Genomic DNA, 24,807 nt, shown 5'->3' with positions numbered 1-24,807 from the left:
AAAGGGGGATATTTCTATGTATTTAGAAAAAATTAAAATAGCCCAAAAAAATATTGAAGATATAATAGTGAAAACTCCATTATTATATAGCAATGTTTTTAGTGAAAATTCAAATAATAATATTTATATGAAATGTGAAAATCTTCAGTTAACAGGAGCTTATAAAATTAGAGGAGCTTTAAATAAAATTTCTTTGTTGTCAGATGAAGAAAAATCTAGAGGTGTAGTGTGCTCTTCAGCAGGTAATCATGCTCAAGGAGTTGCGTATGCCTCTTCTTTAATAGGAGTTAACTCTACTATTGTAATGCCTAAAACCACTCCTTACTTAAAAGTTGAATCTACAAAAAATTATGGTGGCAATGTAGTTTTACATGGTAAATGTTATGATGATGCTTTTCTTGAAGCAAAAAGAATAGAAAATGAGCTTGGTAAAGTCTTTATACATCCATTTGATGATATTGACGTCATATGTGGACAAGGTACTATTGCTTTAGAAATCTTTAATGACTTTAAAAACTTCGACTATATAATTTGTCCAATCGGTGGAGGTGGACTTATAAGTGGTATAAGTCTTGCTGCAAAAGAAATAAATCCTAATATAAAAATTATTGGTGTACAAGCAGCTGGAGCTGCATCAATGAAAAAAAGTATTACTAATAAAGCTATTACAACACTAGATAGTGTTAATACCATTGCTGATGGTATAGCTGTTAAAACACCTGGAAACTTAACCTTTGAGATAATAAAAGACCTTGTTGATGAAATTATTACTGTATCTGAAAATGATATCGTAGAAACATTTCTTTTGCTAACAGAGAAACATAAATTATTGGCAGAAGCTTCTGGCGTTGTTTCTTTAGCTGCCCTTAGAAAATTAAATGTCAAAAACAAAAATATATGTTGTGTTATAAGTGGTGGAAATATTGATATGCTAACAATATCATCATTAATAAATAATGGTTTAGTTTCAAAAGGTAGATTATTCTGTTTCTGTTTAGAACTTAGAAATGTACCTGGTGAACTTTTAAAGATATCTGAAATATTAGCAAAAGAAAATGCCAATATAGTCAAATTAGATCATAATCAACTAAAAGCAATTAATAGGATTCATAATGTTCAATTAGAAGTTACAGTAGAAACTAATGGACATGAACATATTGAACAAATTATAAATGCCTTTGAAAATGAATCATATTCTATTAAAGTCTTATATTAAATAATAGGAGCTTTTAAAAAATTTATTTTTAAAAGCTCCTATATATTTAATATCGTATGATTATACTATAGTGTAAATTTAACTAACCAAATTGAAATTTAGAATTTCATTTAATTTTAAACACCATATTTTTTATAGTATTCTCCAATTGCTTCTTTAATCTTATCATCAATAACAATTTTCCCATCAATTTCTCTATTATATAAATATTCAACTACTTCAGCCATAGTAACTATTGGGTATGTTGTAATACCAAATGTATCTCTTATTTCTTCTTGAGCTGATTTTTCACCTTTTCCCTTTTCCATTCTATCAACAGAAATAACTAATCCTTTTATATTTACGTCACCTTGTGCTTTTAATATAGGTGCAGTTTCATATATAGAAGTTCCTGCAGTCATAACATCTTCAACAATTACAACATTGCTTCCATCATTCAACTTAGCTCCAAGTAAAATTCCACCTTCTCCATGATCCTTTACTTCTTTTCTATTTGAACAATATTCAACATTAACATTATAAAGTTTATTCATTGAAATTGCTGTAGTCACAGTTAAAGGAATACCTTTATATGCAGGTCCGAACAATACATCTACTTCATTCCCAATATGTTCATTTATAGTTTTAGCATAAAACTCACCTAGTTTTTCAAGTTGTTCTCCTGTTGTATAGTTACCTGTATTTATAAAGAATGGTGTTTGTCTACCACTTTTAGTAGTAAATTCACCAAATCTTAACACATTGCTCTTAACCATAAATTCTATAAATTCTTCTTTATATTTTTTCATATAAACATTCCTCCATATATGTATATTTTTCTTAAATATTGTAACATCATTCGTAAAAAAAATCTAATACTATATTTTATACAAATAAATTTTATAATTTATTATAATAATCACTAATATGGTTATAATTCTATAATATCAAATATTATAGGAGGTTATAATGAACAAAAAACTTTTATTTTCAATATCATTTTGCACAATACTTTTAACATTATTTATCTTAGTACATAATTCTATTTATTTTAAATTTTTATTTGAAATAATTAAAATAAATAAAAGTCTCCCTACAGTATCTAGTGATTTCTATAGTGATCCAATCGTAGATATAACCTATAAGGATATAGTCTATAAAACTAGAGATGATTTAAACTTAAAGTTAGATATATATAGTTCTGTTAATAACGATAGTCCATCTCCTGTTATTATTTATGTTTTTGGAAACGGTTGGACTGATGGTGATAAAGTTATTCCCTCTGGAATACATCCAATTATTAATTTGTTACAAGAAGAAGGCTATACAATAATAAGTACTTCCTACGAGCTTATTGAGGATGATATTATTTTAGATAAACAAATTTCAGATATAAAAGATACTATTCGTTGGGTATATAAGAATAGTGATGTCTATAACCTCGATACTAATAATATAGGTATTATATCTCCATCGGCTGGAGCTCAACTTTCAATGGTTGCAGCATTTTCAGATAATAGTGAATTTATTGATGATTTAAGCTTATCATCTTACCCCTCTAAAGTTAAATATATAATAGATTTATTTGGTCCTACATATTTATCTAAAATTAATTTATCAGAAGGCCCTGTTGAAATTACTAAAAATTTAACTGTTGAGAAGCTTGAAAATTTATCAAATTTATATAGTCCTGTTAATTATGTAGATTATAACCTTCCCAACACATTAATTATCCATAGTTTAAATGATAGTATAGTTCCATACTATACTTCCATAGATTTTTATAACAAAGCACTTGAATATAAAAATGATTTTAAATTTTACACACTTAATGATTGTACGCATTATTTAGAAAATTTATCAGAAGAGGAAGCTTTAAATCTATACATGACAATATTAGATTACATTATAGATCAAACTAAATAATATATTATTAAAATTACTATTTAACTGTTATTAAGTTAAGAGTTAAAAAATAAATTCAACTTATGCTGAATTTATAAAAAATTTTCATAAATAGTTTCTCCATTAACTCTTAACTCAATAATAAATTAATAATCATTCCTATTTCTTATATCAATATTTTATTAATATAAAATTTATATAAACAAACTTATAGGTATAACTAATAATGATTTCCCTTCAACTTTACACTTGGGTTCATTTGGTAAAAATATTCCTTTGTCATTTAAAATTTGTTTTAATGGAGTATATGAATTCAATAATGATTCATAAAATTGAGCTTGACCAGTTTTTCTTAACAAATGAATGCATTGATTTTCATCACATACTCTTATCACTTTCCCAATAACTTTACAAGTACACTCCATCTTATCATATATGCTACCATAGGAACTTAAAAAATTATCATTATTTACTGGTAAAACTACACTGCTATTTCCGCAATTTACAATCATATCTTGGCTATTATTGCTAGTTAATAAATCTTTTAAATAATTTACTTGTCCTAATAATGAATTATAATTCAAACCTAAATTTGAATTTAAACTTTGAGTGCTATTTATATATGAATTTAAATTATCACTTCCTATACTACTTAATATATTTGAAAAAGTATCTATATATGAAACCATTGAATCTGATGAAATTTCTCCGCTTATTTGCACATAATCTCCAACCTTAATATCTGTATTATCAGAAAAATCACCACTTATTTCCTTTATTAAATTTGCATTATTTAATCCACTTATTAGCTGTTGATGTATTTCAAATGTTGTATATATTCTCGTTAATTCTTCCTCTCTTCTTACAAATCTTCTTCCTTCAAGAGAATTATCATTTTCAAATGACTTTGTAATAGTATCAACCTCTGTATTGTTTTTACCTTTGTATCCATCACGTTCATCATAAATAGATCTATCTTCTCCGTAATTTTGCTCTCTCTCTTCCATATGATTTCTAGCTGTTAATGTCCTATCCTCAATCCATTTAGATGTACGTTTTTCTATGTAGCCGTTTATTATTAAAGAATTTAAATTTTTAGTTAATACTTCATCAAGATAAATTAATAAATCTAAAGAATCTAACAAAGACATTACCCCTTTCTTAGACTGTTAATATTAATAAAGTAATATTTCACTATTATATTATTCTATTAAGGTTCAAAATAATATTAGCTTTTTATATGCTTTATTAAATTTTCCACTATATCAAACTATTCTTTCATAAGAGAAATGAGCACACAAATTAATAAAATTATAAGTATAACTAGCAAAGAAACAGATGTTGATATAGTAATACTAAAGAATCCTAGAAATAACTTAATTCCAGTAAAAATTAAAATAAATCCTACTCCATATTTTATATAGTAAAACATAGTATTTAACTTTGCTAAAACAAAATATAAGCTTCTTAGCCCTAAAATTGCAAATATATTAGATGAATAAACTATATATGGATTAGTTGTAATTGAAAATATTGCAGGTATTGAATCTAATGCAAATAATATATCTGAACTCTCAATTAAAACTAAAATTAAAAATAAAGGTGTAGCTAAAATAATATTTCCTTCTTTTACAAAAAACTTTTCGTTGTGTAATTCTTCGCTAACAGGTATTATTTTGCTTAATATTTTTAATAAGCGACTTTCCTTAAAATCTGTTACCTCTTCTGAAGAAAAAAATATTTTTAAACCACTTGCAAATAAAAAGAAACTAAATATATATAATATCCAATGAAATTTATTTACAATTACAACCCCTACCCAAATAAATATAAATCTTAATATTATTGCACCTATTATTCCATAAGTTAATACACGCTTTTGATATTTTAATTTAATATTAAATGTAGTAAATATCATTAAAAAAAGAAATAAATTATCTACACTCAAACTTAATTCAACTATATATCCACTTAAAAATTCTAATGCATGTTGTTTTCCAAATACCATAATAATACCTAGGTTTACTATAATAGCCATGCTTACCCAAAAAATAAAAGTTTTTAATGCTTTTTTTGCTCTCAAATGATTTCTCCTTAAAATTACTTCACAGAATACTATATGATATATCATTTGAAATTATTTATTTATTTAAAAAAAGGTATCATACAGCTGATACCTTTAAATATGGATTACTTATTTTCATTAGAATATATTTTCTCTACTTTTAATTAATTATATTTTCTGAATCATTTAATAATATTAATTCTTCTGGATAAGGCATAAAAAATGTTTGATTTAATAAATTATCTAATTCAAATCTTATTATATATCCCTTAACTAAATACAATAGAACAGAAAAAGGAATATATCCATTTCTATATTTATCTATTGTATTCCAAATAAATTGCATTTCTTCATCTGTAATTTTATCTTTAAATTGTTCTACTGCCTTTAATATAACATTTATATTAGATGTATATCTCGGTGCCCTTTGTAGCAATCTATGTAAATTAAATTCATATTCTTTAAAAACAGTTTCTAAATTATCGGGTTCATTAAAAATTAAAGAATCTAATATCTTAGAATATTTATGATTATACGCTATAAATAACATTGTATTTTTTATATGGAATTTCCTTAGTTCATCAAAATTTAGTGTGAGCTTTGCTTTTCTAAAATCCGCTAATATAAAAATTCTTGATAAAAAATGTTCTCTTATTTTAAAATTATTTAATCTTCCCTCATCTTCTAAGGGTAAATATGGGAAATGTTCAATTACCTTTTCAGAAAAAAATCCTTTTCCTTTTTTTACTGCACTACCTTTTTCAATGCTAGAATAAATTTTAGCATCTTTTACTCCGCATGAAGGTGATTTACATTTTAATATAAATCCATCTATTTCTTTTAAATCACTTAAAAACTTTTCAGAGCTATTTATTATTTCATTAGTTAAATTTCTTTCAGTTTTAAGTTGTATTAATTCTTTTTTTTCATCTAATTCAACTATTCTGAGCGTATCTCTTGGAATGCTTAAACCACACTGAACCTCTGGACAAAACGGAATTATTTCAACATACTTTTTTAGTTTTTCTATAAATTCATTTTCTATCATACTTCCATCATATCTACACTTATCAAAGCCTAAACATTTGCTAACAACCAAAATCGGTTTCGTATTATTATCCATAGCATACACCCTTTCTAATCTATGTATTTATATTTTCTGTTTATTTAATACTATTTATTCAGCTTAAAAAACTACTATCAAAGTAAAAAATTCCAGTAAACTTAGCTCTACTAATTTTTTATAGAACTAAATATACTAGAATTTTTATACAAATTCTCATATTCTATTAATCCCGCTACATAAAATCATAAATGAAAATGACCTTAATTTAGGAATACAATTATTGGCAACGGTATATAAACCATTTTTATATGCATTTTTATCATCTGCTAAAACAGTCCAATATCCTAGCGTTGATTTAGGAGCATCATTATTTACATCATAACTATCTATACTTGTTCCATTATATATTACTAAACATTGTCCTAATTTACCTAAATCTATATGTGAAATTATCACTCCACTAGTTTCATCATTATTTGCAAATTTAAAATTGATATTTTTTTTAATTATTTCAGAATCACCTATTTTAAAGAATGGTAATTCCTTTCTTATTTCTATAAGCCCCTTATAATAATTAAACACCTGAATATATTTTATTTTATCACTCCATTTTATAGCATTAATAAAATCATCACTTTTATAGCTGTTATGATCTCCTTGTTTTGTTCTTAAAATTTCAGATCCTTCCTGAATAAAAGGTATACCTTGTGCTGTCATTAAAATACCTATACCTAATAAATTTTGTCTTACAAACATGCTATCAAAAGAATCTGCTGGTATATTTTTTCTATAATTACCATTTACCACATTGTAGTTTTGACTCTTCTCGATTTGATCCCAAATAGTATAATTATCATGAGCATCAATATAATTAATGCTTTCATTCGGTTTACTTGTTATTGTGTATACAGATCCCTTTAATCCTTCTATAATACTCCAATTTATTGTTGAATTATATTGATTTCCATTAATATATCCTTTAGAAGGATCATTATTTCCTCTTATTGCATCTCTAAAAGTATCATTAAATATAGAAAAATTTTGATTTTTTTGTGATCCTTTATACGTTCCATTTTTTATAGGTGAATTTCCACCCTTCCATGGTTCTCCATATACTAAAAAGTTTTTATCATATTTATTAGATTTGCTAACTATTTCTTTAACAGTATCAATATCTATCAATTCCATTAAATCAAACCTAATTCCATCTATATGATAATCTTTAATCCAATGCATACATGAATCTACTATAAACTTTCTAACCATTGGTCTTTCTGTACACATTTCATTTCCACATCCAGAACCGTTAGTATATCTTCCTAAATAATCAGTTCTAAAATAATATCCGGGCACTATATTATCCATATTTAAAGTACTCATCATATGATTGTAAACCATATCCATAACTACCCTAATTCCTTTATTATGAAATTTAAATATCATTTCTCTGAATTCTATAATTCTATTTACAGGATTATATGGATTTGTACTGTAACTTCCTTCTGGAACATTAAAATTTTTAGGATCATATCCCCAATTTCTATTATTAGAGTTAGGAAAACGTTCATCTACAGATCCAAAATCAAATACTGGTAACAAATGAACATGTGTTATTCCAAGCTCTACAAGATGATCAATACCCGTTTTTACAATTTTATTATTTTTTTTATCCTCATAATAAGTATTCTCCTGTACTGCGCCTAAAAATGTACCCTTCAATGCATTAGATACACCTGAAGTATTATCAATTGTAAAATCCCTTATATGCATTTCATATAATATAGCATCATCTTTGCTTTTAATTTTAGGACTAACATCATTTTTCCACCCATAAGGTTTTGCTATAGTATCATTTATATCTAACACAAACCCCTTGTCACCATTGACCCCTACAGAATACGCATATGGATCAACGACATAAGTTATTCTATCATCTATTTCTCCGTTACTATTAACTTCATTAAATGAAAGTTTATATAAATAATACATATTCTCTACATCTGATCTATTTAATACAATTTCATATACACCACTTTTACTTAAATAGCCCATAGTAAAAGTTTCATACTCTTCTCCTATTTTATCATTCCACTCCTTATATAAAAGTAACTCTACCTTTTTTGAGATAGGAGCCCATAACTTGAATGATACTTTATCTCCATTAAAAGTAACGCCTAAGTCATCTTTATAATAATAAAATTTATCCAAATATTTTCCCATTCTAACAATACAAGGATTATACATATTTGATGTTGTTACAACTACTAAATCATTAGCTTTTATATCATCTGGTAAATTTGTAATTACAACTTCTTTCCCATGAGTTATAAATGTTATATCTTCAACTTTTTTATTGTTAATATATAAATCAAATCCAATTCCTATGAAAGGCTCGGAAGTTAAATGTACTTTTATTTTTTCTTTATCATCCATTACAGCATACTTTATATTTGTTAAACTTATGATTATTGCATCTTTTAATGAGTCATAATATCTCCCATCTCCAGCAATTATATATATATTTTTATTGTTGCTACTTAAATCAAATGAATTAGTTTGCTCTTCCCAATAATTTACCCAGTCACTTCCCCATCGTTTTTTTCTAATAATTATATTTTCATTAGGAGCATATACAGCAACTCCAAAATCTGTATTTATGTCAAAGTTAAATTCTTTTCCATTATTATTTTTGCCATAACTCCATACATTCCATATAAAATCATTTCCTTGATAATTATTATCCTCTATATAAAAATGTACTAAGGTTCCTTGATAATCTTTCTTAGAAGCAATTATTTTCTTGCTTGTAAATAATCTTTTATCTTTTGTATGTGCATTTACAATTATTTCTTCCCCTTCATTTACAGTATTATCTACAAACAAATAACCATTTTTTATATAGATTCCTTTAACTTCATTCTGCAATGACCAAACTATCTCCGGAAAAGAAACCTTTCCATATAATCCTATAGCTATTGCAACTAGTTCTATAGGTGAAAATTTTGTAACTACATTATTCGATGTATATATCTTTAATACATCATTTACATTTTTCCATACAAAACTAAAACTATTTTTCTCTCCATTTTCTGAATCTATCCAATGTTCATTTCCATTACAATCTATTAATATATATTTATATCGATATTCTCCATTTTTAAGTCCATTATCAAATTTAATTTCCTTCATCATTTTTAATATTCCATCATTTACATCAACTTGCCATCCTAATTTATATTTATCTGATTTTTTCCAATTATTAAAATCACCTACAACATATGCATATATTATTCCATCACATTTTGCTGTAAATCTTATAGTATTAGATATAGGACATAAATCAACTCCATAAATACCATCTTCATTATTTGTAATATATTTTTTTTCATTAAATTCCATTGTCCTCATAAATTCACCTCAATTTAATTCTAGCCTATAAATTCTATTCTATACTAGATTGACACTTCATATTATGTGGTAGTTAAGCACTAGCATTATTATATCATTTTTGGTTAAATTTTCCTATTATTTCTTTAAAGTTAATCTTTTTTTATAGTAAAATTTTAATTTTATAAAATAAAAAGAGTAAACCTTATTCGGTTTACTCTTTTTATATTTCTATTCTACTTGTGTTAATAATCTTCTCATAACATCCTTTAACTTACCTAAGCCTAATTCTTCATTAGCAATAACAATAACTGCCTTGATATCATTATCCGAAGGCTCCCACTTATACGCTTTAAAATCAACGATTGAATCTTCTGGTAAATATTCTTCTAATTCAAATCCTAATTCTTCTGTAAAAGCCATATATTCTTCAAATAATGTATCTTCATCTGCTTCTGAAATATCCATATCATCTTTTATTTCTTCATTTAACACATCAATACTTAAACTTAAATTGAAAGCAACAATATCTTCTCTTTTGGATCCTTTACTCATATCCTTTATAACTTTAAATTCAGTATTTTCCTCTATTATTTTTTTTATATCATTACTATCAATAACTCTATTTCCAAATGCTATATACATAATTTATTACTCCTATTAATTATTTTATCTTTATGTTTTGTGGTGTTGTAAATAAACTCTTAAATAAGTTATCAAAGCCATCATCTTGAATAATAACTTCTTCCTTATTATCTACATAAAACTTGTCCATAGTACTCATTACTAAATCAAATTTTTTTAAATTATTTTCTTCTAAAAGCACAGTATATAAATATGCTAAATGATTTTGCATATATATTTGTATATTTTTAAGCTCTTCTTTTGTTATCTTTCCTTCATTTAATAATTCCTTTACTGGTCCATTGTTAAATGAAAAATATGCAGAAGATCTAGCAATATCTTCTATATACTTTTGTGGTTTTTTTGTCATAATATCGCACCTCAAATTATTTATCAAATTGTTTTATTTTGATAATAATTATATCATATTATATATATTTAAGCTATTATTCTATACTGCAAAAATGTTTTCAGCATACTTATTTATTATATCTTTAAACCAATACGTATACTTTTGAGGATTTAATTCAATATCTTTAATTACCTCTTCTATAGTAATCCATTTATATTCTTTAACTTCATCCTTATTTATAAATATTTTACCAGTATATGTCCCTATAAAAACATGATCTATCTCATTTTCTATAAGTCCATCATCAAATCTTACCTTATATGAAAATACAAAACTTTCATTCAATTCACATTTAAATCCCATTTCTTCTTCAATTCTTCTTAATGCTGCCTCTTTTAAAGTTTCATTTTCACGTTGATGACTACAGCAGGTGTTTGTCCACAATCCAGGCGAATGATACTTTTCTAAAGCTCTTCTTTGCAATAATAGTTCTTTCTTATCATTAAATATAAAAATTGAAAACGCTCGATGTAATATGCCTTCTTTATGAACTTTTATTTTTTCTTCTACACCTATCTTTTTATCATTTTCATCTACACATATAATAAATTCTTTCACTAACAATATTCTCCCTTAATAGATTATTATAAATATACAATATTTAAATATAGACATCGTAAATTTACGATGTCTATATTTAAATTAATAATTATTCCTATTTTTTCTTAAATAAAATATACAATCCCATTATTCCAATTACGGCTCCCATACCAATTAAGGCCATAGTTTTCTTATCTAAATTATCACAACAACTACATGAGCATTCTTCATCATAATTATTTTCATCTAACTCTTCAGTATCAGCATATTCCTCTCCATCTAAATAACTATATTTATCATTATCTACACTATTATCAAAGCCGTCATCTTTGTAAAAAGCAATATAGTCATCTTCTTCACAGCACTCTTTATCATATTTTCGTTGGGTAATTGCAGGAACCTTTACTCTTTTATTTAAGTTATCTATGACTTTACTTAAGTTTACCCCTATACTTTCATTCATAAGTATCACCTCAACTTTAGTATAATCACTTTTTTATTTATTAATTCAGATTTATGTAATTATATATTATTTATTAATTTTTTAATTTCATTTTTTTCATATATATATTTACTATTATCACTTTCTGCATCACATACAATCTTTAAGTATTCATAAGCTTCTTCATACATCTTTAAATGCTTATAACACATTGCAATATTAAAATATACACTAATGGTTCCTTCATCTAAATCTATTGCCTTATCAAAATTTATTAATGCATTTTTATAATCACATTTTTTAAAATAATATTCGCCTAAGCCTATATAACCTCTTCCTGATTTATCATCTAACTTTAATGCATCATTAAAGTAAATAACAGCATTATCAGCATCATTCAAGTATTTTAATTTTATCCATCCAATAGTAATAGATATATATGCAGAATCATTATTATTTAAGTCCTTAGTAGATAGAGCTTTTTCACCTATTCTTATAGCTTTGTCATATTCTTTTAAGTTAATATATATATCCATTAAATATGCTATTACAAAAAAGCTTGTAGGATTATCCTTATATAACATTTCGAATACTTCTTTACTCTTTATATACTCATTCATATAAAATAAAGTTTCTCCTTTTAAACTTAAAGCAAAGCTCTTATTTCTACACTCATTCTTTAGTCCATTATCAATCATATCTATAGCTTTATCAAATTCACCTAAAGTCATATAGCAATCTGCAGCATATGCATAAAAGTCCGAATTATTTGTATTATTTAGTGCATTTAATACAAACTCTAATGCTTTCTCTGTATCTTCTGCCATTAAATTATCATATTTATTTAAAAATTCTCTGTTTAGTTCCATTTTTTCCTCCTAGTTAATCTATTTATTTAAACAAATCTAAAATATCTTCTTCATTTAAATTTAAAATAGTATTTTCTTTTAAGTTATCATTATTTAAAATGCTATTTATTAAACTTTTCTTCTTGTTTTGAATTAAATTAATTTTTTCTTCTATAGTATCATTTGCTATTAATTTAATAACTTCTACAACGTTTTTTTGCCCAATTCTATGACTTCTATCAGTTGCTTGATCTTCAATAGCAGGATTCCACCACGGATCAAAATGTATAACTATATCTGCATTTTGTAAATTTAATCCTATACCTCCAGCCTTTAGACTTATAAGAAATACAGATTTTTCTTCATTATTAAATTCATTTATAATTTCCTCACTCTTTTTTGAAGAAATAGTTCCATCTAAATAACTATAAGATATGCTCTCATATTTTAGTCTTTCTTTTATGTTTTTAAGTACAGTGGTAAATTGTGAAAACACCAAAATTTTATGTCCTTCATTTATACTTTTATGCAATAATTCAACTAAAACTTCCAGCTTCCCATTTTCTCCTATATAATCATTAAGAATTACAGTTGGATCTAATACTAATTGTCTTAGTTTTGTTATATATGATAATATTTCAATTTTACCATTGTTAAACTCATCATCTTTAATTTTTTTCTCAACTATCTCTAATACCTTCTTAGAGTATATGTTATACACCCTTTTTTGTTCATTTGGTAATTCTACTTTTATTATCTTTTCGATTTTAGGTGGTAATTCTATAGCCACGTCTTTTTTATATCTTCTTAATATAAATGGATTAATCAATCTTTGTAATTCATCTAATACTTCTTTACTTTCATTTAATTTTCTATGATATTTTACTGTAAATGTGTCCTCATCATATAAATATCCTGGCATGATAAAATCAAAAATTGACCAAAGTTCTAAAGTTGAATTTTCAATTGGTGTTCCTGTTAGTGCAATTCTCATATCACTATTTATCATTTTTATATAACGTGAATTTTGGGAATTTGAATTCTTAATATATTGTGCTTCATCTAATATAACATAATTAAAACTAATTTTAAGATAATCTTCTATATCATTTTTTATTAATGTATATGTTGTAAGTAATATATCATAATTTTTATAATCCTTTAATATAAAATTTCTTTGCTCTTTACTTCCATTTATAATAGCTACTTTTAAACTTGGTGCAAATTTTTCAATTTCACTTTTCCAATTATATATTAAAGAAGAGGGGGCAACTATTAAACTATTACTATTTTTTTTAGCTGATAAAAATGCTATTGTTTGAATAGTTTTTCCAAGCCCCATTTCATCTGCTAATATAGCACCAAATCCAAGTTCCTCCATAGTTCTGAGAAAACAATATCCTTTATACTGATACTTCCTAAGATATCCATTAAAATTTTTAGGTAGTTCATATTGTAATTTATCTATATTATTGAATTTAGATTTAATATTTCTTAAATATCCTTTTCCCTTTAAAAATTTCATTTGATATTTATTTAAATATTCATTAACATATAGTGCTTTATTTTTATTAAATTCAATTTTATTATTTATAATTTTATTATTATCTAATGAATCTATTAATCTTAAGAAATTTTTTAATTGTAGGTCTTCAATATCTAAAAATTCACCATTTTTTAATTTATAGTATTTTAATTTATTTCTAAAAGCACTTAATACTTTATTTATTTCTTCTTCATCAATATCTTTTATATCAAATTTAAGTTCAAAATAATTAAATTTTCCTGGATATATATTTGCTATTATACTTTTTGAATTAAGTTGCTTTATTCCTTTAAAATTCTCAGAATAAAACACTTCTCCAACCTCTTGTAAGTTATGTATTTTATATTTAAAGAAATTATATATATAATCATCGCCAAAAGTCATATAAAATCTATTGTTAATATTATCAAAACCTAAACTTTTCATTAGTGATAATACACTTTTTTCTTTATCAGTATCTCTATAAATCACTTTTTCTGTAAAATTATCAAAGATATTAAACTCATACTTATCATATTTAACCTTTAAATCTAATACATAAAAATCATCTTTTTTATCAAAATAAAACTTAAACTCAGGGCTTGCTAATATTACTTTTTCTTTAATATTATTAGATAAGTTTAATGTTAAATCTAAATTAAGTATTGTTGGTATTAATTCTTTAAGAATTCTACCTTCCTCATTCTTATCTATTAAAATCTCTCTATTTCCTCTAAAGACTATATAATATGATTTTATTCTATTAATAAAATTTTTATCTGGTAAGTATATAGTGGTTCCTGAAATCATAATATCTAACCTATTATTTATCAATATTGGTAATTCTTCATCAAGTGAAATTTTGTAGGTATTTTCTAACAATAAAACGCTAATATTTAGTTTAGGATTTGTTTCTAGTATCTCTGCATCAACAGGCCTACTAAAAAATCCATCATTAAAATAAATTCTACTTCCCTTTACTATACTAAAAAACTCTCTCATTAAATATTTAGGTGGATATATATATTTCCCATTAATTAATTTATCATATGATTTTATCATTTTTATATTTCTTTTTTCTATGTCAAGCAAATCATATATATATCTAATTAAACTTAAATCTTCATTAGAAATTTTTTGTTTACTTATATCAAATGTAAAATCATTACTAAATTTTAAAGGTACTTTATTTTCATAATATATTAAAAATTGCTTAATATCTTTAATAACATTCAACTTATTAGAAGGCTTATTTTTTAAACCTATTTTAAATTCTACAGATATAGAATCTCTATAATCTAATTTATTAAAATAAACCTCTATTTTTATTTCTTCTTTTTTATTTATATCCTGAAGGAGAATATCTAAAGGATTATCTATACTACTATACTTCATGCTATACACTCTCCAAATTTATCAATTACATGTCTCTTCTTAGATTAATATCATCTAATTCTAATTTTATCTAAAAAACATAAAAAAACATATATTAAATAAGCTTTCTGTAAATCTAAGAATCACTTAATGTAAAAATTATATCATAATTATTCATATTTGATAATTTATACATACTACAAAAAAGAAGAGGTATTTAAACTTAACCTCTTCCTCTTTCACTATTTATTTTCTAATCTATCTAACTTTTTATTATACATATACATACTTGCTGAAACAGCAAATATTATGATATATCCAATAACACTATATTTATCTGGTAATACATTAAATATAGTTAAACTAATAATAGCAGAGAAAATAATATTTGTGTAATCAAAAATAGATATTTCTTTAGCTGGTGCATATTTATACGCTATAGTAATACCAAATTGTCCTATACTTGCAAATACACCTGCTAATATTAAATAAACTAATTGAAGTAATGTCATTTGCTTATATACAAGTATCATTAAAGGAAAAATAACTATTGTTGAGAAAAATGAAAAATAAAAAACTATTGTATAATATTTTTCACGTCCTCCTAACTTTCTTAGACAAGTATATGCAGCAGCAGCAGAAATAGCACCTAAAATCCCAATTATTGAAGGAATCATATCAAAATTAAAACTAGGCTTTATTATAAATAATGCTCCTATAAAAGCTATTAAAATAGAAATAGCTTGTCTTAAATTAATCTTTTCTTTTAAAAATAATGCTGAAAAAATAATTACAAAAAAAGGACTTAACTTATTTAACATATTTGCATCAGATAATATCAATTTGTCTATTGCATAAAAATTAAACACTATTCCAATAGTACCAAAAAGCGAACGCATTATTAAAATCTTTTGATTTTCTAACTTACCAAATAAACTCTCTCTTTTTATTACTATTAAAATAAATGCAATTATACATGATACTAAGTTTCTAAAAAATGTTTTCTGAAATGATGGTAAGTCACCTGATAGCTTAACAAAAGCTGACATCATAGCAAAACCAAATGCAGAAATTATTATAAATATTATTCCTTTACTTCTATTACTAATATTATTCATATATCCTCCTATTTTTTTATATTCTTTATATAGATTATCATATATATTTTACATATTCTATACTTAACTTTATTATAAAATATAAAAGAGGCATATATAATTCAATATAGCCTCTTTCATTGATTAAAATTTTACATTTGAAACTTGCCTAACCATATTAAGTTCAACTTCTGATTCTACTTGAATAAGTGTTTCATTCCAATCCTTATCAAACTTTATTTTAAATATTTCAACATCATTTTTATTATTTACTGGTGCCATAGCAACATATTCAGTATTATTGATAAGTTTTTGTTCTAAAATAGCATACTCAACTTTATTTCCTTCATCATCTGTAAATTTCATAGTCTTTTCTGGCATATAAATCTCTCCTTTTAACTTTATAATATTAGTATTATATAAATAAAGCTAAAATATGAATAAAAATATATAACCTATACTTTAAATTAGTAAATACTCAATTAAAGTATAGGTTATGAAAAAATTATTTCAATATATCATTTAAATATTTTCTAAGATCTAAATCTAAAGAATTATCTCTTAAATACATTAATTTAGCATTAATTTGTTCATCCTTATTATGTAAAGAATAGAATGTAAGGGCAGCTTTAAGTCTTAATTCTTCTGTAACACCAGATAAATCTACATTTCCATCTTCATTTCTTAATATTAATGTAGATTTTATTTTATTATCACTTAATGCTATAGCCTTTAAAAACACTAATTGTTCCTTAGTAAAAGTACCTGTTACATTTATTAAGTTTAAGGTAGTATCATAAGCACCTTCAATATTCTTATCATAAATATATTTTTTATTATATACTTGTAATACCTTTATAATCTTATCATTACCCTTTACTTGTGATAAAAAGTTTAACGTCTTAACAACAAACTCTTCTTTATAATTCTTCATAATATAAATTATTGAATCAACTATTTTTTCTGTTTCAATATTATTTTCTGCTAATTTACATAATAAATTAACACATTTAATACTATTATTATTACATTCATTAGCAATTTTAAGTAGTTCATCAACTCCATATTGTTTAAATGCATAAAGAATAGTTAAAACAGCATTTTCAATAGCCATTCTCCACTCTCCAAGCCCATCATATCTTCCATTCATAAAATGTGGCTTAGCAATTCGTTCATGCAAATATACTGTTAAATCATCTATATTTTCAATTCCTATAGTTTTAGCTGCTTCTAATGCTGCTATCTCCATGCTATTAAATGCAGTAGATTTATCAACAACCTTTAATATTTCACTTACTATCAATCGATTTATTTCTTCTTTAGTTAAATTTTCTTTATTATGATACTCTTCTTCATTACTTACTATAAAATTATAATTAAATTCTTCATTATTATTTTCATTTTCTACAACATCAAATTCATCAATTTCTTTAACTTCTAAAATATCGTTAATTTCTTCTTCAACTCTATTTTCTTTCTTCTTTCTAAAAAAATCAAAAACACCCATATTATATTACCTCCTGTCTAAAGCTTCTTCACTTATAACTTCAATATCTAATGCTTTTAATAATTCAGTTGTTATTCCATTCCCTTTTATCTTATTTCCTGTAAAAGTACCATCATATATATAGTTTACTCCACAAGATGGACTTCCTTCTTTTAATATTGCTTTCTTTATATTTAATTTTTTTGCAATAGTGGCTACCTCTCTAGCACCTTTTAAAAAATTTTCTGTTACATCTTCTCCATCTTTATTTAGTATTTTCCCATTTTTCTTTATTATATTTAAAGTATTATCCTGAAGTTCACTAGGCACTCTTGGAGTAGATAACCCCCCTAGTTGTTCAGGACAAACTAATATAGCTTTTCCAGAAATAAATAACTCATTACATTTTTCATTATAGTTATTTAAACCGTTATATTTACAATTAACTCCACATAAGCATGCGCTAATAATATACATAAAAACCCTCCTTAATATGCTAATTATAGCATATTAATAGAGGGTTTAAAATGACTTTTAAACTTTATTTTAATTCTACAATTGTAACTCCATCTCCTCCTTCTCCATATACTCCTAACCTATAGGATTTTACATGAGGATGCCTTTTTAGCATATCGTTTATAGCTTTTCTTAAAATTCCTGTACCTTTTCCATGAACTATTGTTACTTCACCTAAATTACTCATATATGCTTCATCTAAATACTTATCTGTTCTGTAACAAGCTTCTTCTGAATCCATGCCTCTTAAATCTATTCTACTATCAACAGATTTTAAATTTAATTTAACTTCACGTTTTTTCTTTTCTTTCTTTTTAGGTTCTTCATTTACTTTCCTTAAATCCTTAAGTTTAACATTTATTTTCATAATACCAGCTTCTACTTGAACTTCGCCTTTATTATCTGGATTTGAAACAATAATTACTCTTTGATTTAATGAAGGTAAAAATGCTTCCATACCTAATTGTACTTTTTTTATAATTTCCCCTTGATTTTCTCTTGTTTTAATCATTGCAGCTTCTTTTTCTTCTAAGCTAGCCTTTAATTTTTGTCTTTCTTGCTCTAGTCTATTTCTTCCACCTTCTGCTATGCCCATTTTTTCAAGCTCTCTCATAGCTTTAACTATTTCATCAGCTTCATCTTTTGCTTTGCTTATAATATTTTTAGCTTCTAACCTTGCTTCTTCATATGCTTTATCTCTTATCTTATCTAATTTGTTAATTTTTTCATTATATTTATTTTTTAGATTTTCAGCTTCATCTCTAAGTTTTTTAGCTTCTCTTGCATCTCTATTAGCAAGTATACTTTTCTCTTGAAGATCTCTAATTAAATCTTCAAATTGTAAATTTTCCTTAGACATTGAATTTTTAGCTTTTTCTATTACATCATTACTTAATCCTAATCTTCGTGATATTTCAAAAGCATTAGATTTACCAGGAATTCCTATTAATAACCTATATGTAGGTCTTAATGTTTCTACATCAAACTCTACAGATGCATTTTCAACACCTATTGTTCTTAATGCATAACCTTTTAACTCACTATAGTGCGTAGTAGCTATAATTCTAGCACCTCTGTCTCTTAAAGTTTCAATTATTGCTATAGCAAGGGCTGATCCTTCTGCTGGATCCGTTCCTGAACCTAACTCATCAAATAATACTAAAGAATCTCCATCTGCATCATCCAATATTGTTACTATATTAGTCATGTGACCTGAAAAAGTAGATAAACTTTGTTCTATACTTTGTTCATCACCTATATCTGCAAATATTTCTTTATAGAATCCTACACTAGAACCATCTTTAGCAGGTATTAGTAATCCACTTAATGCCATTAAATGAAGTAGTCCTACTGTCTTTAGTGTAACTGTTTTACCCCCAGTATTAGGACCTGTAATCATTAGTGTAGTAAATTCATCTCCTAAATACACATCTGAAGGAACTACTATTTTTTGATCTATTAAAGGATGCTTTCCTCCAATAATATCGAAACTTTTATCATTTCTTATTTTAGGTAAAATTGCATTTAATGAAGAAGCATATTTTCCCTTAGCAAATATAAAATCTAATTCCTTTAATATATTGCTATTACTTGTAACTACATCGATATTATTATAAACCTTTGAAGAAAGCTCACTTAATATTCTTTCTATTTCTGCCTTTTCTTTTAACATAAGCTCTTTAATTTCATTATTTAAATTTACTAAACTCATAGGTTCAATAAAAAGAGTAGCTCCTGTTGAACTTTGATCATGAACAAGCCCTGGCACAGCTCCTTTATACTCTGCTTTAACAGGAATTACATACCTGTCTCCTCTCATTGTATATAAGGAATCTTGAAGATATTTTGAATTAGCTCTTACTATTGAATTTATTTTTTCTCTAACAGAGGAATTTTTTTCTTTTAAACTTCTTCTTATATTATATAAAGTTCCACTTGCCTTATCGCTAATTTCTTCCTCAGAAATAATTGCATTATCAATTTCAGATTCAAGCCCTTTTAATGGTACTAAAATATAAGCCAAATCTTCTAAATGCTTATATCCAATTTCCTCTTCTTTTCTTACTACATACTCTTTAAAGCGACGTGAACATCTAAGCATTGAACCAATCTTTATAAGTTGCCCTGGTGTTAAAACTCCACCTTTAGCAGCTCTAGCTATTTCAGCACGAGTATCATGTAATCCTTCAAACGGAGGTGTACCTTTTCTGATTAATATATCTAAAGCTTCATTTGTTTCCTCTAATTTCTTTTCAACTTCATATATAGATTTATATGGCTCTAAGTTATCTATAAGCTCTTTTCCACCACTAGTTATTGCATATTTTCTTAGCTTTTCTTTAACTTTATTAAATTCTAATATTTTTAAAGTTCTTTCTTTCATAAACTTCTCCTAAATTTGATTTTTAAAATTATTTAACTCTTTTTTAAATTTTTTATTGTAATAAATAATAAAAAATAAAACTATAATTGAAACTATTAACATAACAATACTAACTAAATTGTCATTATTATGAGTTTTCCCTATAAATAACGATATAATTATTAGCATAGCCGCTATTGTTATAGCCAACAATATTATTGTTTTCTTCCAACTTTCTTTTACTTTACTTGTTACTTTTAATTTGTTGCTATTAGATAACTCCCTAAACCATATACTTTTTATTTCAGATGATGCTTCTCTCATCTTTATTATTCCAAAAATAAATACTGCAATTAAAGAAATACTTGCAATAAACTTCATATACTCACCTCTTACTCTATTCCTCTTCTAAATTGACCCTTTGTAAATTCTTTTTTCTCGTAAGTCATATTATTTTTATAAATTGATAGTATTCTTTTAACTTCATCGTAATTTTCATCTCTAAAATCAAATCTTAATATATTTATTCCCATAGCCTTTATATCATCTATTTCATCAAATAAATTAAGTGGTACTGGATTTAAAATATAACTTCTACAGAATAAATCTGTCATAACTCTATTTTTCTCATTTACTCTATCAATTAAAGTGAATTTATCTTTTGAGCAAATTCCATTACAATTAACATTAGTTTTTCTTCCACCAAAAGTACTACCAATAGGACAATATTCACTTATCATAAGTTCAGGCTTTCCATAAACAACTAAAGAAATATTTCCTTTATTATTCTTTGTTATGGACTTCATTTCAGTCTTATTTAATTCCATACTTAAAGTAGGTGCATAAATTTCTTCTTGGTAAAAACTAAGACTTTGAGAATTCATTATATTTAATTTATAATCACCTATTATTTCTAATTTATCTTTAAATACACTTATTAATCCTATATTTGCAGTTATTAGCCCTTTTATATACGGCATAACTTTTTCTATAGTATTACAAATTTGTTTAAATTCACCCTTAATTATTGATGATGTCTTAATATATATATTTACATTTTTACCTTCTTTATTGTATAAATCAACTATATCATTATATCTTAATGCATTAAGTTCTCTACTAAATAAATCAATAGCAACATCTGTAGCTCCACATTCTATTAAAGCTTTTAATTGTTCTTTTGTTATACAGCTATAAATTTCCTTTAATTTTTTATTTTCTATATATGTAGAATTTCTAGACTCTGTATTTTTTATAGGTCTTACACGTCTATATTCTTTACAAATAGATTTAGTAAGTGATAATATTGCATCTCTTCTTAAAGAATTTAAATCTGCTATTCTTAAAAAACCATCTTCAAAACTCTCAAACTCTATATTATCAATTTTAAATTGTGTATCTCCACATTTCTTTATTGCTTCTGCTACTCTTTCTTTATCTAAAGGTCTCTTTTCTGCCTTTTGTACAACTTCACCTAAAAAAGCATACTCCTTATTTTTATATTTAATTATTAACTCTAAAGGTTTATCTACAATAAAATTAACTCTTGCATCTAATGATATTTTTTTGGTATATGGCTTTATATACTCTTCTAAATCATCAAATAACTTTTTATTTAAGCTTTTAAAAAGATTATCACCTTTTTTATAATCAATAGGAAATAGCTTTACCTTATCTCCCTTTTTACCTTCGTTAATCTCCTTACCATTTAACAGTATTTTACTAACAGTAAATCCTTTATCCTTATATCTTACACCATCACCTAGAGATATATTTTCTTGTAATATAATTTCACCTAATGAATCAACTTTTCCTAGAGGAACACCTGCATTTTTAGGTGAATTATAGCTCATCATATCTCTTCCTGTATTACTTTTTAAATAAGCATTAGTAAAACCACTTCTATTAAATAATTGTAATAATTGTCCTTTTCCTTCTTTTTCATTATATTTTTGTTTAAATAGATATTTATCTACTGCTTTTCTATAATTATCTACCACTCCAGCTACATATTCTGGTCTTTTCATTCTACCTTCAATTTTTAGTGAATATGTACCACTTTCAATAATCTCATTAACATTTTCAATAGTACACATATCTTTTGGACTTAATAAATATCCTCTTTGCTCTCCAGTTTTTTCACCTTTTAGCGTATATTCCATTCTGCAAGGTTGTGCACATCTACCTCTATTTCCACTTCTCCCACCTATAATGGAACTCATTAAGCATTGACCAGAATAACTAATACAAAGCGCCCCATGTACAAACATTTCTGTTTCTATTAACAAATCCTTCGATATATGTTTTATTTCTTCTAATGTCATTTCTCTAGATAAAACTATTCTATGGAAGCCTTTATTCTTAAAATAGACTGCTGCTTCCCCATTATGTACTGTCATTTGAGTTGATGCATGAAGTTCAAAATCTGGATACTCTTCTTTAATTCTTTTAAACAAACCTAAATCTTGTATTATTAATGCATCTACACCTATTTCATAGAGATATCCAACATATTTTAATGCTTCCTGTATTTCATTTTCTTTTAATATTGTATTTATAGTTACATAAATACTTACACCATAACTATGAGCATAATCTACTGCTTTAAGCATATTATCATTATCAAAGTTAGATGCATATGCTCTTGCAGAAAATTTATTTCCTCCTAAATACACTGCATCTGCACCTTTATTTATTGCTGCATATAGACTTTCCATGCTTCCTGCTGGTGCTAGCACTTCTATTTTATTCATAAAAATCTCTCCTAATTTTAATTTCTTTTATATTTAAAATCTAAATTTAATCATAGTATTTTTATTTTAAATATATATTATTAATCTTTTGTTTACTTAATTTATAACATAAATAACCTTAGTTTTCTATATTTCTTAATTACTTGTTTATTATTAAGATAAGTCTGTCCAATATTTGAACAGACTTATCTTAATAAAGGATTTTTTTCTTTTTTTTCAATGGCTAAATCAAACTGAGCATCCATTAATTTCTTTTCTAAATCCAAAACCTTGTATTTAAAATTTTGCACCTGAAAACCTAACTCTTTGTTACGCTCCTTTAACATTTGTCTTTTCTTTTTACTGTCTTGTAATTCACTTTCCATTTGACTTACTTTATTTGTTAATGAAGTAATCTTTTCTTCACTCTTTATTTTAATATCAGTTGTTATTTCTTTAAACTGGATTTCTTTTTCATCAAACTTTTCAATTAATTGTTCATGATTATCTTTCAAATTATCATTTTCTAATTTCAACTTATTTATTTCACTTTTATTATTAGCTTTTTCTTCTTTTAATTCATTGTTTTCAGAAATTAAAATAGTATTTATTCTTTGAACTTTTTGTAATTTACTTGTTACATCCTCATAATCCTCAATAGCAACCATGTTTTTAATTTCTTCTGTACAATTATCTAGACTATTTGTAAGCTTATCATTTTCAGTTTTTAATTTGTTAACTTCTTCATTTAGAATTTCTATGCTTCTATTTTTTTCTTCTAGATTAACCGACAATTCTTCTACTTTATTTTGTAAACTTTCCTTTTGAGCTTTTATACTTTCAAACTCTCTTAATTTTTCCTCCATAGAAAAAATTATATTTTTTAATGAATCAACCTCATTTGCTCTTGCCTTTGAACCTTCTTCTATCTCTACTTTAAGTTCCCTTAACCTTTCCTTTAAAGTAAGATGGCGTTCTTCAAGCGAGTTTTTTTTCTTTGTTATATCATTTATTTCTAAGTCACATTTAAAAAGCTCATCTGCTATATTTACAGCTGTTAATACTGCTGCAGAACCTATACTAAGCTTTTTATTATTTACAGAAATTTCTCTTATCTTACTATCAACGTAAGCTGCAACATCAAGTAAATACTTTTCATCTTCTTTTCCTCTTAAGTTATATTCGACACCATTTATATTAACCGTTACCGTATTCATTCTACACCTCTCAC

20 protein-coding genes and 1 pseudogene are annotated in these 24,807 nt (G+C 25.1%); 2 read left to right on the top strand and 19 right to left on the bottom strand.

All coding sequences use genetic code 11. From position 1 onward, the window contains the following. The first annotated feature begins 16 nt into the window (after nt 1–16). Complete coding sequence (gene ilvA, locus HMPREF0216_RS12785; RefSeq protein ID WP_051040720.1) at nt 17–1,216, top strand: threonine ammonia-lyase; 1,200 nt, start codon at nt 17–19, stop codon at nt 1,214–1,216. A 116-nt stretch (nt 1,217–1,332) separates the two neighbouring features. On the opposite strand, the gene pyrE is transcribed toward ilvA, so the two are convergent. Then, nucleotides 1,333–2,004, bottom strand: coding sequence for an orotate phosphoribosyltransferase (pyrE, locus tag HMPREF0216_RS12780; protein WP_005214938.1), 672 nt, complete (start codon nt 2,002–2,004; stop codon nt 1,333–1,335). A gap of 160 nt (nt 2,005–2,164) precedes the next feature. On the opposite strand from pyrE, the gene HMPREF0216_RS12775 reads away from it, so the two are divergent. Next, the gene (locus HMPREF0216_RS12775) at nt 2,165–3,121 is read left to right on the top strand and encodes an alpha/beta hydrolase (protein ID WP_005214937.1); all 957 of its coding nucleotides are present in this window, start codon (nt 2,165–2,167) and stop codon (nt 3,119–3,121) included. A 173-nt stretch (nt 3,122–3,294) separates the two neighbouring features. On the opposite strand, the gene HMPREF0216_RS12770 is transcribed toward HMPREF0216_RS12775, so the two are convergent. The 18 genes and pseudogenes from HMPREF0216_RS12770 to HMPREF0216_RS12685 all read right to left on the bottom strand — a co-directional run bounded on the left by HMPREF0216_RS12770 (nt 3,295) and on the right by HMPREF0216_RS12685 (nt 24,793). Beyond that, nucleotides 3,295–4,245 (bottom strand): DUF6414 family protein, encoded by a 951-nt coding sequence (locus tag HMPREF0216_RS12770; RefSeq protein WP_040419910.1) that lies wholly within the window; start codon nt 4,243–4,245, stop codon nt 3,295–3,297. A 125-nt stretch (nt 4,246–4,370) separates the two neighbouring features. After that, a complete protein-coding gene (locus HMPREF0216_RS12765; RefSeq protein ID WP_051040719.1) occupies nt 4,371–5,183 on the bottom strand; it encodes a TerC/Alx family metal homeostasis membrane protein in 813 nt (270 codons plus the stop codon). 142 nt (nt 5,184–5,325) lie between these two features. Further along, on the bottom strand, nt 5,326–6,288 hold the full coding sequence (locus HMPREF0216_RS12760) for a YbgA family protein (protein ID WP_040419909.1): 963 nt from the start codon (nt 6,286–6,288) through the stop codon (nt 5,326–5,328). Nucleotides 6,289–6,444: 156 nt separating this feature from the next. Then, nucleotides 6,445–9,639, bottom strand: coding sequence for a type I pullulanase (gene pulA / locus HMPREF0216_RS12755; protein ID WP_005214925.1), 3,195 nt, complete (start codon nt 9,637–9,639; stop codon nt 6,445–6,447). A gap of 210 nt (nt 9,640–9,849) precedes the next feature. Continuing rightward, complete coding sequence (locus HMPREF0216_RS12750) at nt 9,850–10,263, bottom strand: hypothetical protein (protein WP_005214924.1); 414 nt, start codon at nt 10,261–10,263, stop codon at nt 9,850–9,852. A 19-nt stretch (nt 10,264–10,282) separates the two neighbouring features. Next, on the bottom strand, nt 10,283–10,612 hold the full coding sequence (locus HMPREF0216_RS12745; RefSeq protein WP_005214923.1) for a hypothetical protein: 330 nt from the start codon (nt 10,610–10,612) through the stop codon (nt 10,283–10,285). Nucleotides 10,613–10,693: 81 nt separating this feature from the next. Beyond that, nucleotides 10,694–11,212: an isopentenyl-diphosphate Delta-isomerase gene (gene idi / locus HMPREF0216_RS12740; RefSeq protein WP_005214922.1), complete on the bottom strand. Its 519-nt coding sequence runs from the start codon at nt 11,210–11,212 to the stop codon at nt 10,694–10,696. Nucleotides 11,213–11,309: 97 nt separating this feature from the next. Then, entirely contained in the window at nt 11,310–11,657 is a 348-nt protein-coding gene (locus HMPREF0216_RS12735; protein ID WP_005214920.1) for a hypothetical protein, read from the bottom strand. Between the two features lie 59 nt (nt 11,658–11,716). After that, nucleotides 11,717–12,505, bottom strand: a complete 789-nt coding sequence (locus tag HMPREF0216_RS12730; RefSeq protein ID WP_005214917.1) for a tetratricopeptide repeat protein — start codon at nt 12,503–12,505, stop codon at nt 11,717–11,719. Nucleotides 12,506–12,527: 22 nt separating this feature from the next. Continuing rightward, complete coding sequence (locus tag HMPREF0216_RS12725) at nt 12,528–15,404, bottom strand: DEAD/DEAH box helicase (RefSeq protein ID WP_005214914.1); 2,877 nt, start codon at nt 15,402–15,404, stop codon at nt 12,528–12,530. 221 nt (nt 15,405–15,625) lie between these two features. Continuing rightward, on the bottom strand, nt 15,626–16,501 hold the full coding sequence (locus HMPREF0216_RS12720; protein ID WP_005214912.1) for a DMT family transporter: 876 nt from the start codon (nt 16,499–16,501) through the stop codon (nt 15,626–15,628). Nucleotides 16,502–16,624: 123 nt separating this feature from the next. Next, complete coding sequence (locus tag HMPREF0216_RS12715) at nt 16,625–16,861, bottom strand: DUF1292 domain-containing protein (RefSeq protein ID WP_005214910.1); 237 nt, start codon at nt 16,859–16,861, stop codon at nt 16,625–16,627. Nucleotides 16,862–16,985: 124 nt separating this feature from the next. Next, a complete protein-coding gene (locus tag HMPREF0216_RS12710; RefSeq protein WP_005214908.1) occupies nt 16,986–17,987 on the bottom strand; it encodes a hypothetical protein in 1,002 nt (333 codons plus the stop codon). A 15-nt stretch (nt 17,988–18,002) separates the two neighbouring features. Further along, nucleotides 18,003–18,443 (bottom strand): annotated as a pseudogene (locus tag HMPREF0216_RS12705) (2-thiouracil desulfurase family protein); the annotation flags it as partial. Nucleotides 18,444–18,507: 64 nt separating this feature from the next. Further along, on the bottom strand, nt 18,508–20,865 hold the full coding sequence (locus HMPREF0216_RS12700; RefSeq protein WP_005214905.1) for an endonuclease MutS2: 2,358 nt from the start codon (nt 20,863–20,865) through the stop codon (nt 18,508–18,510). Between the two features lie 9 nt (nt 20,866–20,874). Then, on the bottom strand, nt 20,875–21,225 hold the full coding sequence (locus tag HMPREF0216_RS12695; protein ID WP_005214903.1) for a DUF2207 domain-containing protein: 351 nt from the start codon (nt 21,223–21,225) through the stop codon (nt 20,875–20,877). Nucleotides 21,226–21,236: 11 nt separating this feature from the next. Next, nucleotides 21,237–23,597, bottom strand: a complete 2,361-nt coding sequence (locus tag HMPREF0216_RS12690; protein WP_005214901.1) for a U32 family peptidase — start codon at nt 23,595–23,597, stop codon at nt 21,237–21,239. A gap of 185 nt (nt 23,598–23,782) precedes the next feature. Then, entirely contained in the window at nt 23,783–24,793 is a 1,011-nt protein-coding gene (locus tag HMPREF0216_RS12685; RefSeq protein ID WP_005214899.1) for a cell division protein ZapA, read from the bottom strand. Between the last annotated feature and the right edge of the window lie 14 nt (nt 24,794–24,807).

Source organism: Clostridium celatum DSM 1785 (assembly GCF_000320405.1).
Classification (GTDB): Bacteria; Bacillota; Clostridia; order Clostridiales; family Clostridiaceae; genus Clostridium; species Clostridium celatum.
The sequence above is the reverse complement of the archived record's forward strand: the minus strand, read 5'-3'. Positions and strand labels throughout refer to the sequence as shown.

Bases quoted from the DNA above. Each gene is read 5' to 3' on its own strand.
- HMPREF0216_RS12745 (WP_005214923.1), bottom strand. From the start codon at position 10,612: ATGACAAAAAAACCACAAAAGTATATAGAAGATATTGCTAGATCTTCT.
- HMPREF0216_RS12685 (WP_005214899.1), bottom strand. From the start codon at position 24,793: ATGAATACGGTAACGGTTAATATAAATGGTGTCGAATATAACTTAAGA.
- HMPREF0216_RS12710 (WP_005214908.1), bottom strand. From the start codon at position 17,987: ATGGGTGTTTTTGATTTTTTTAGAAAGAAGAAAGAAAATAGAGTTGAA.
- HMPREF0216_RS12735 (WP_005214920.1), bottom strand. From the start codon at position 11,657: ATGAATGAAAGTATAGGGGTAAACTTAAGTAAAGTCATAGATAACTTA.
- HMPREF0216_RS12695 (WP_005214903.1), bottom strand. From the start codon at position 21,225: ATGAAGTTTATTGCAAGTATTTCTTTAATTGCAGTATTTATTTTTGGA.
- ilvA (WP_051040720.1), top strand. From the start codon at position 17: ATGTATTTAGAAAAAATTAAAATAGCCCAAAAAAATATTGAAGATATA.
- HMPREF0216_RS12690 (WP_005214901.1), bottom strand. From the start codon at position 23,597: ATGAATAAAATAGAAGTGCTAGCACCAGCAGGAAGCATGGAAAGTCTA.
- HMPREF0216_RS12700 (WP_005214905.1), bottom strand. From the start codon at position 20,865: ATGAAAGAAAGAACTTTAAAAATATTAGAATTTAATAAAGTTAAAGAA.
- HMPREF0216_RS12730 (WP_005214917.1), bottom strand. From the start codon at position 12,505: ATGGAACTAAACAGAGAATTTTTAAATAAATATGATAATTTAATGGCA.
- pulA (WP_005214925.1), bottom strand. From the start codon at position 9,639: ATGAGGACAATGGAATTTAATGAAAAAAAATATATTACAAATAATGAA.
- pyrE (WP_005214938.1), bottom strand. From the start codon at position 2,004: ATGAAAAAATATAAAGAAGAATTTATAGAATTTATGGTTAAGAGCAAT.
- HMPREF0216_RS12720 (WP_005214912.1), bottom strand. From the start codon at position 16,501: ATGAATAATATTAGTAATAGAAGTAAAGGAATAATATTTATAATAATT.
- HMPREF0216_RS12715 (WP_005214910.1), bottom strand. From the start codon at position 16,861: ATGCCAGAAAAGACTATGAAATTTACAGATGATGAAGGAAATAAAGTT.
- HMPREF0216_RS12775 (WP_005214937.1), top strand. From the start codon at position 2,165: ATGAACAAAAAACTTTTATTTTCAATATCATTTTGCACAATACTTTTA.
- HMPREF0216_RS12725 (WP_005214914.1), bottom strand. From the start codon at position 15,404: ATGAAGTATAGTAGTATAGATAATCCTTTAGATATTCTCCTTCAGGAT.
- HMPREF0216_RS12760 (WP_040419909.1), bottom strand. From the start codon at position 6,288: ATGGATAATAATACGAAACCGATTTTGGTTGTTAGCAAATGTTTAGGC.
- HMPREF0216_RS12750 (WP_005214924.1), bottom strand. From the start codon at position 10,263: ATGTATATAGCATTTGGAAATAGAGTTATTGATAGTAATGATATAAAA.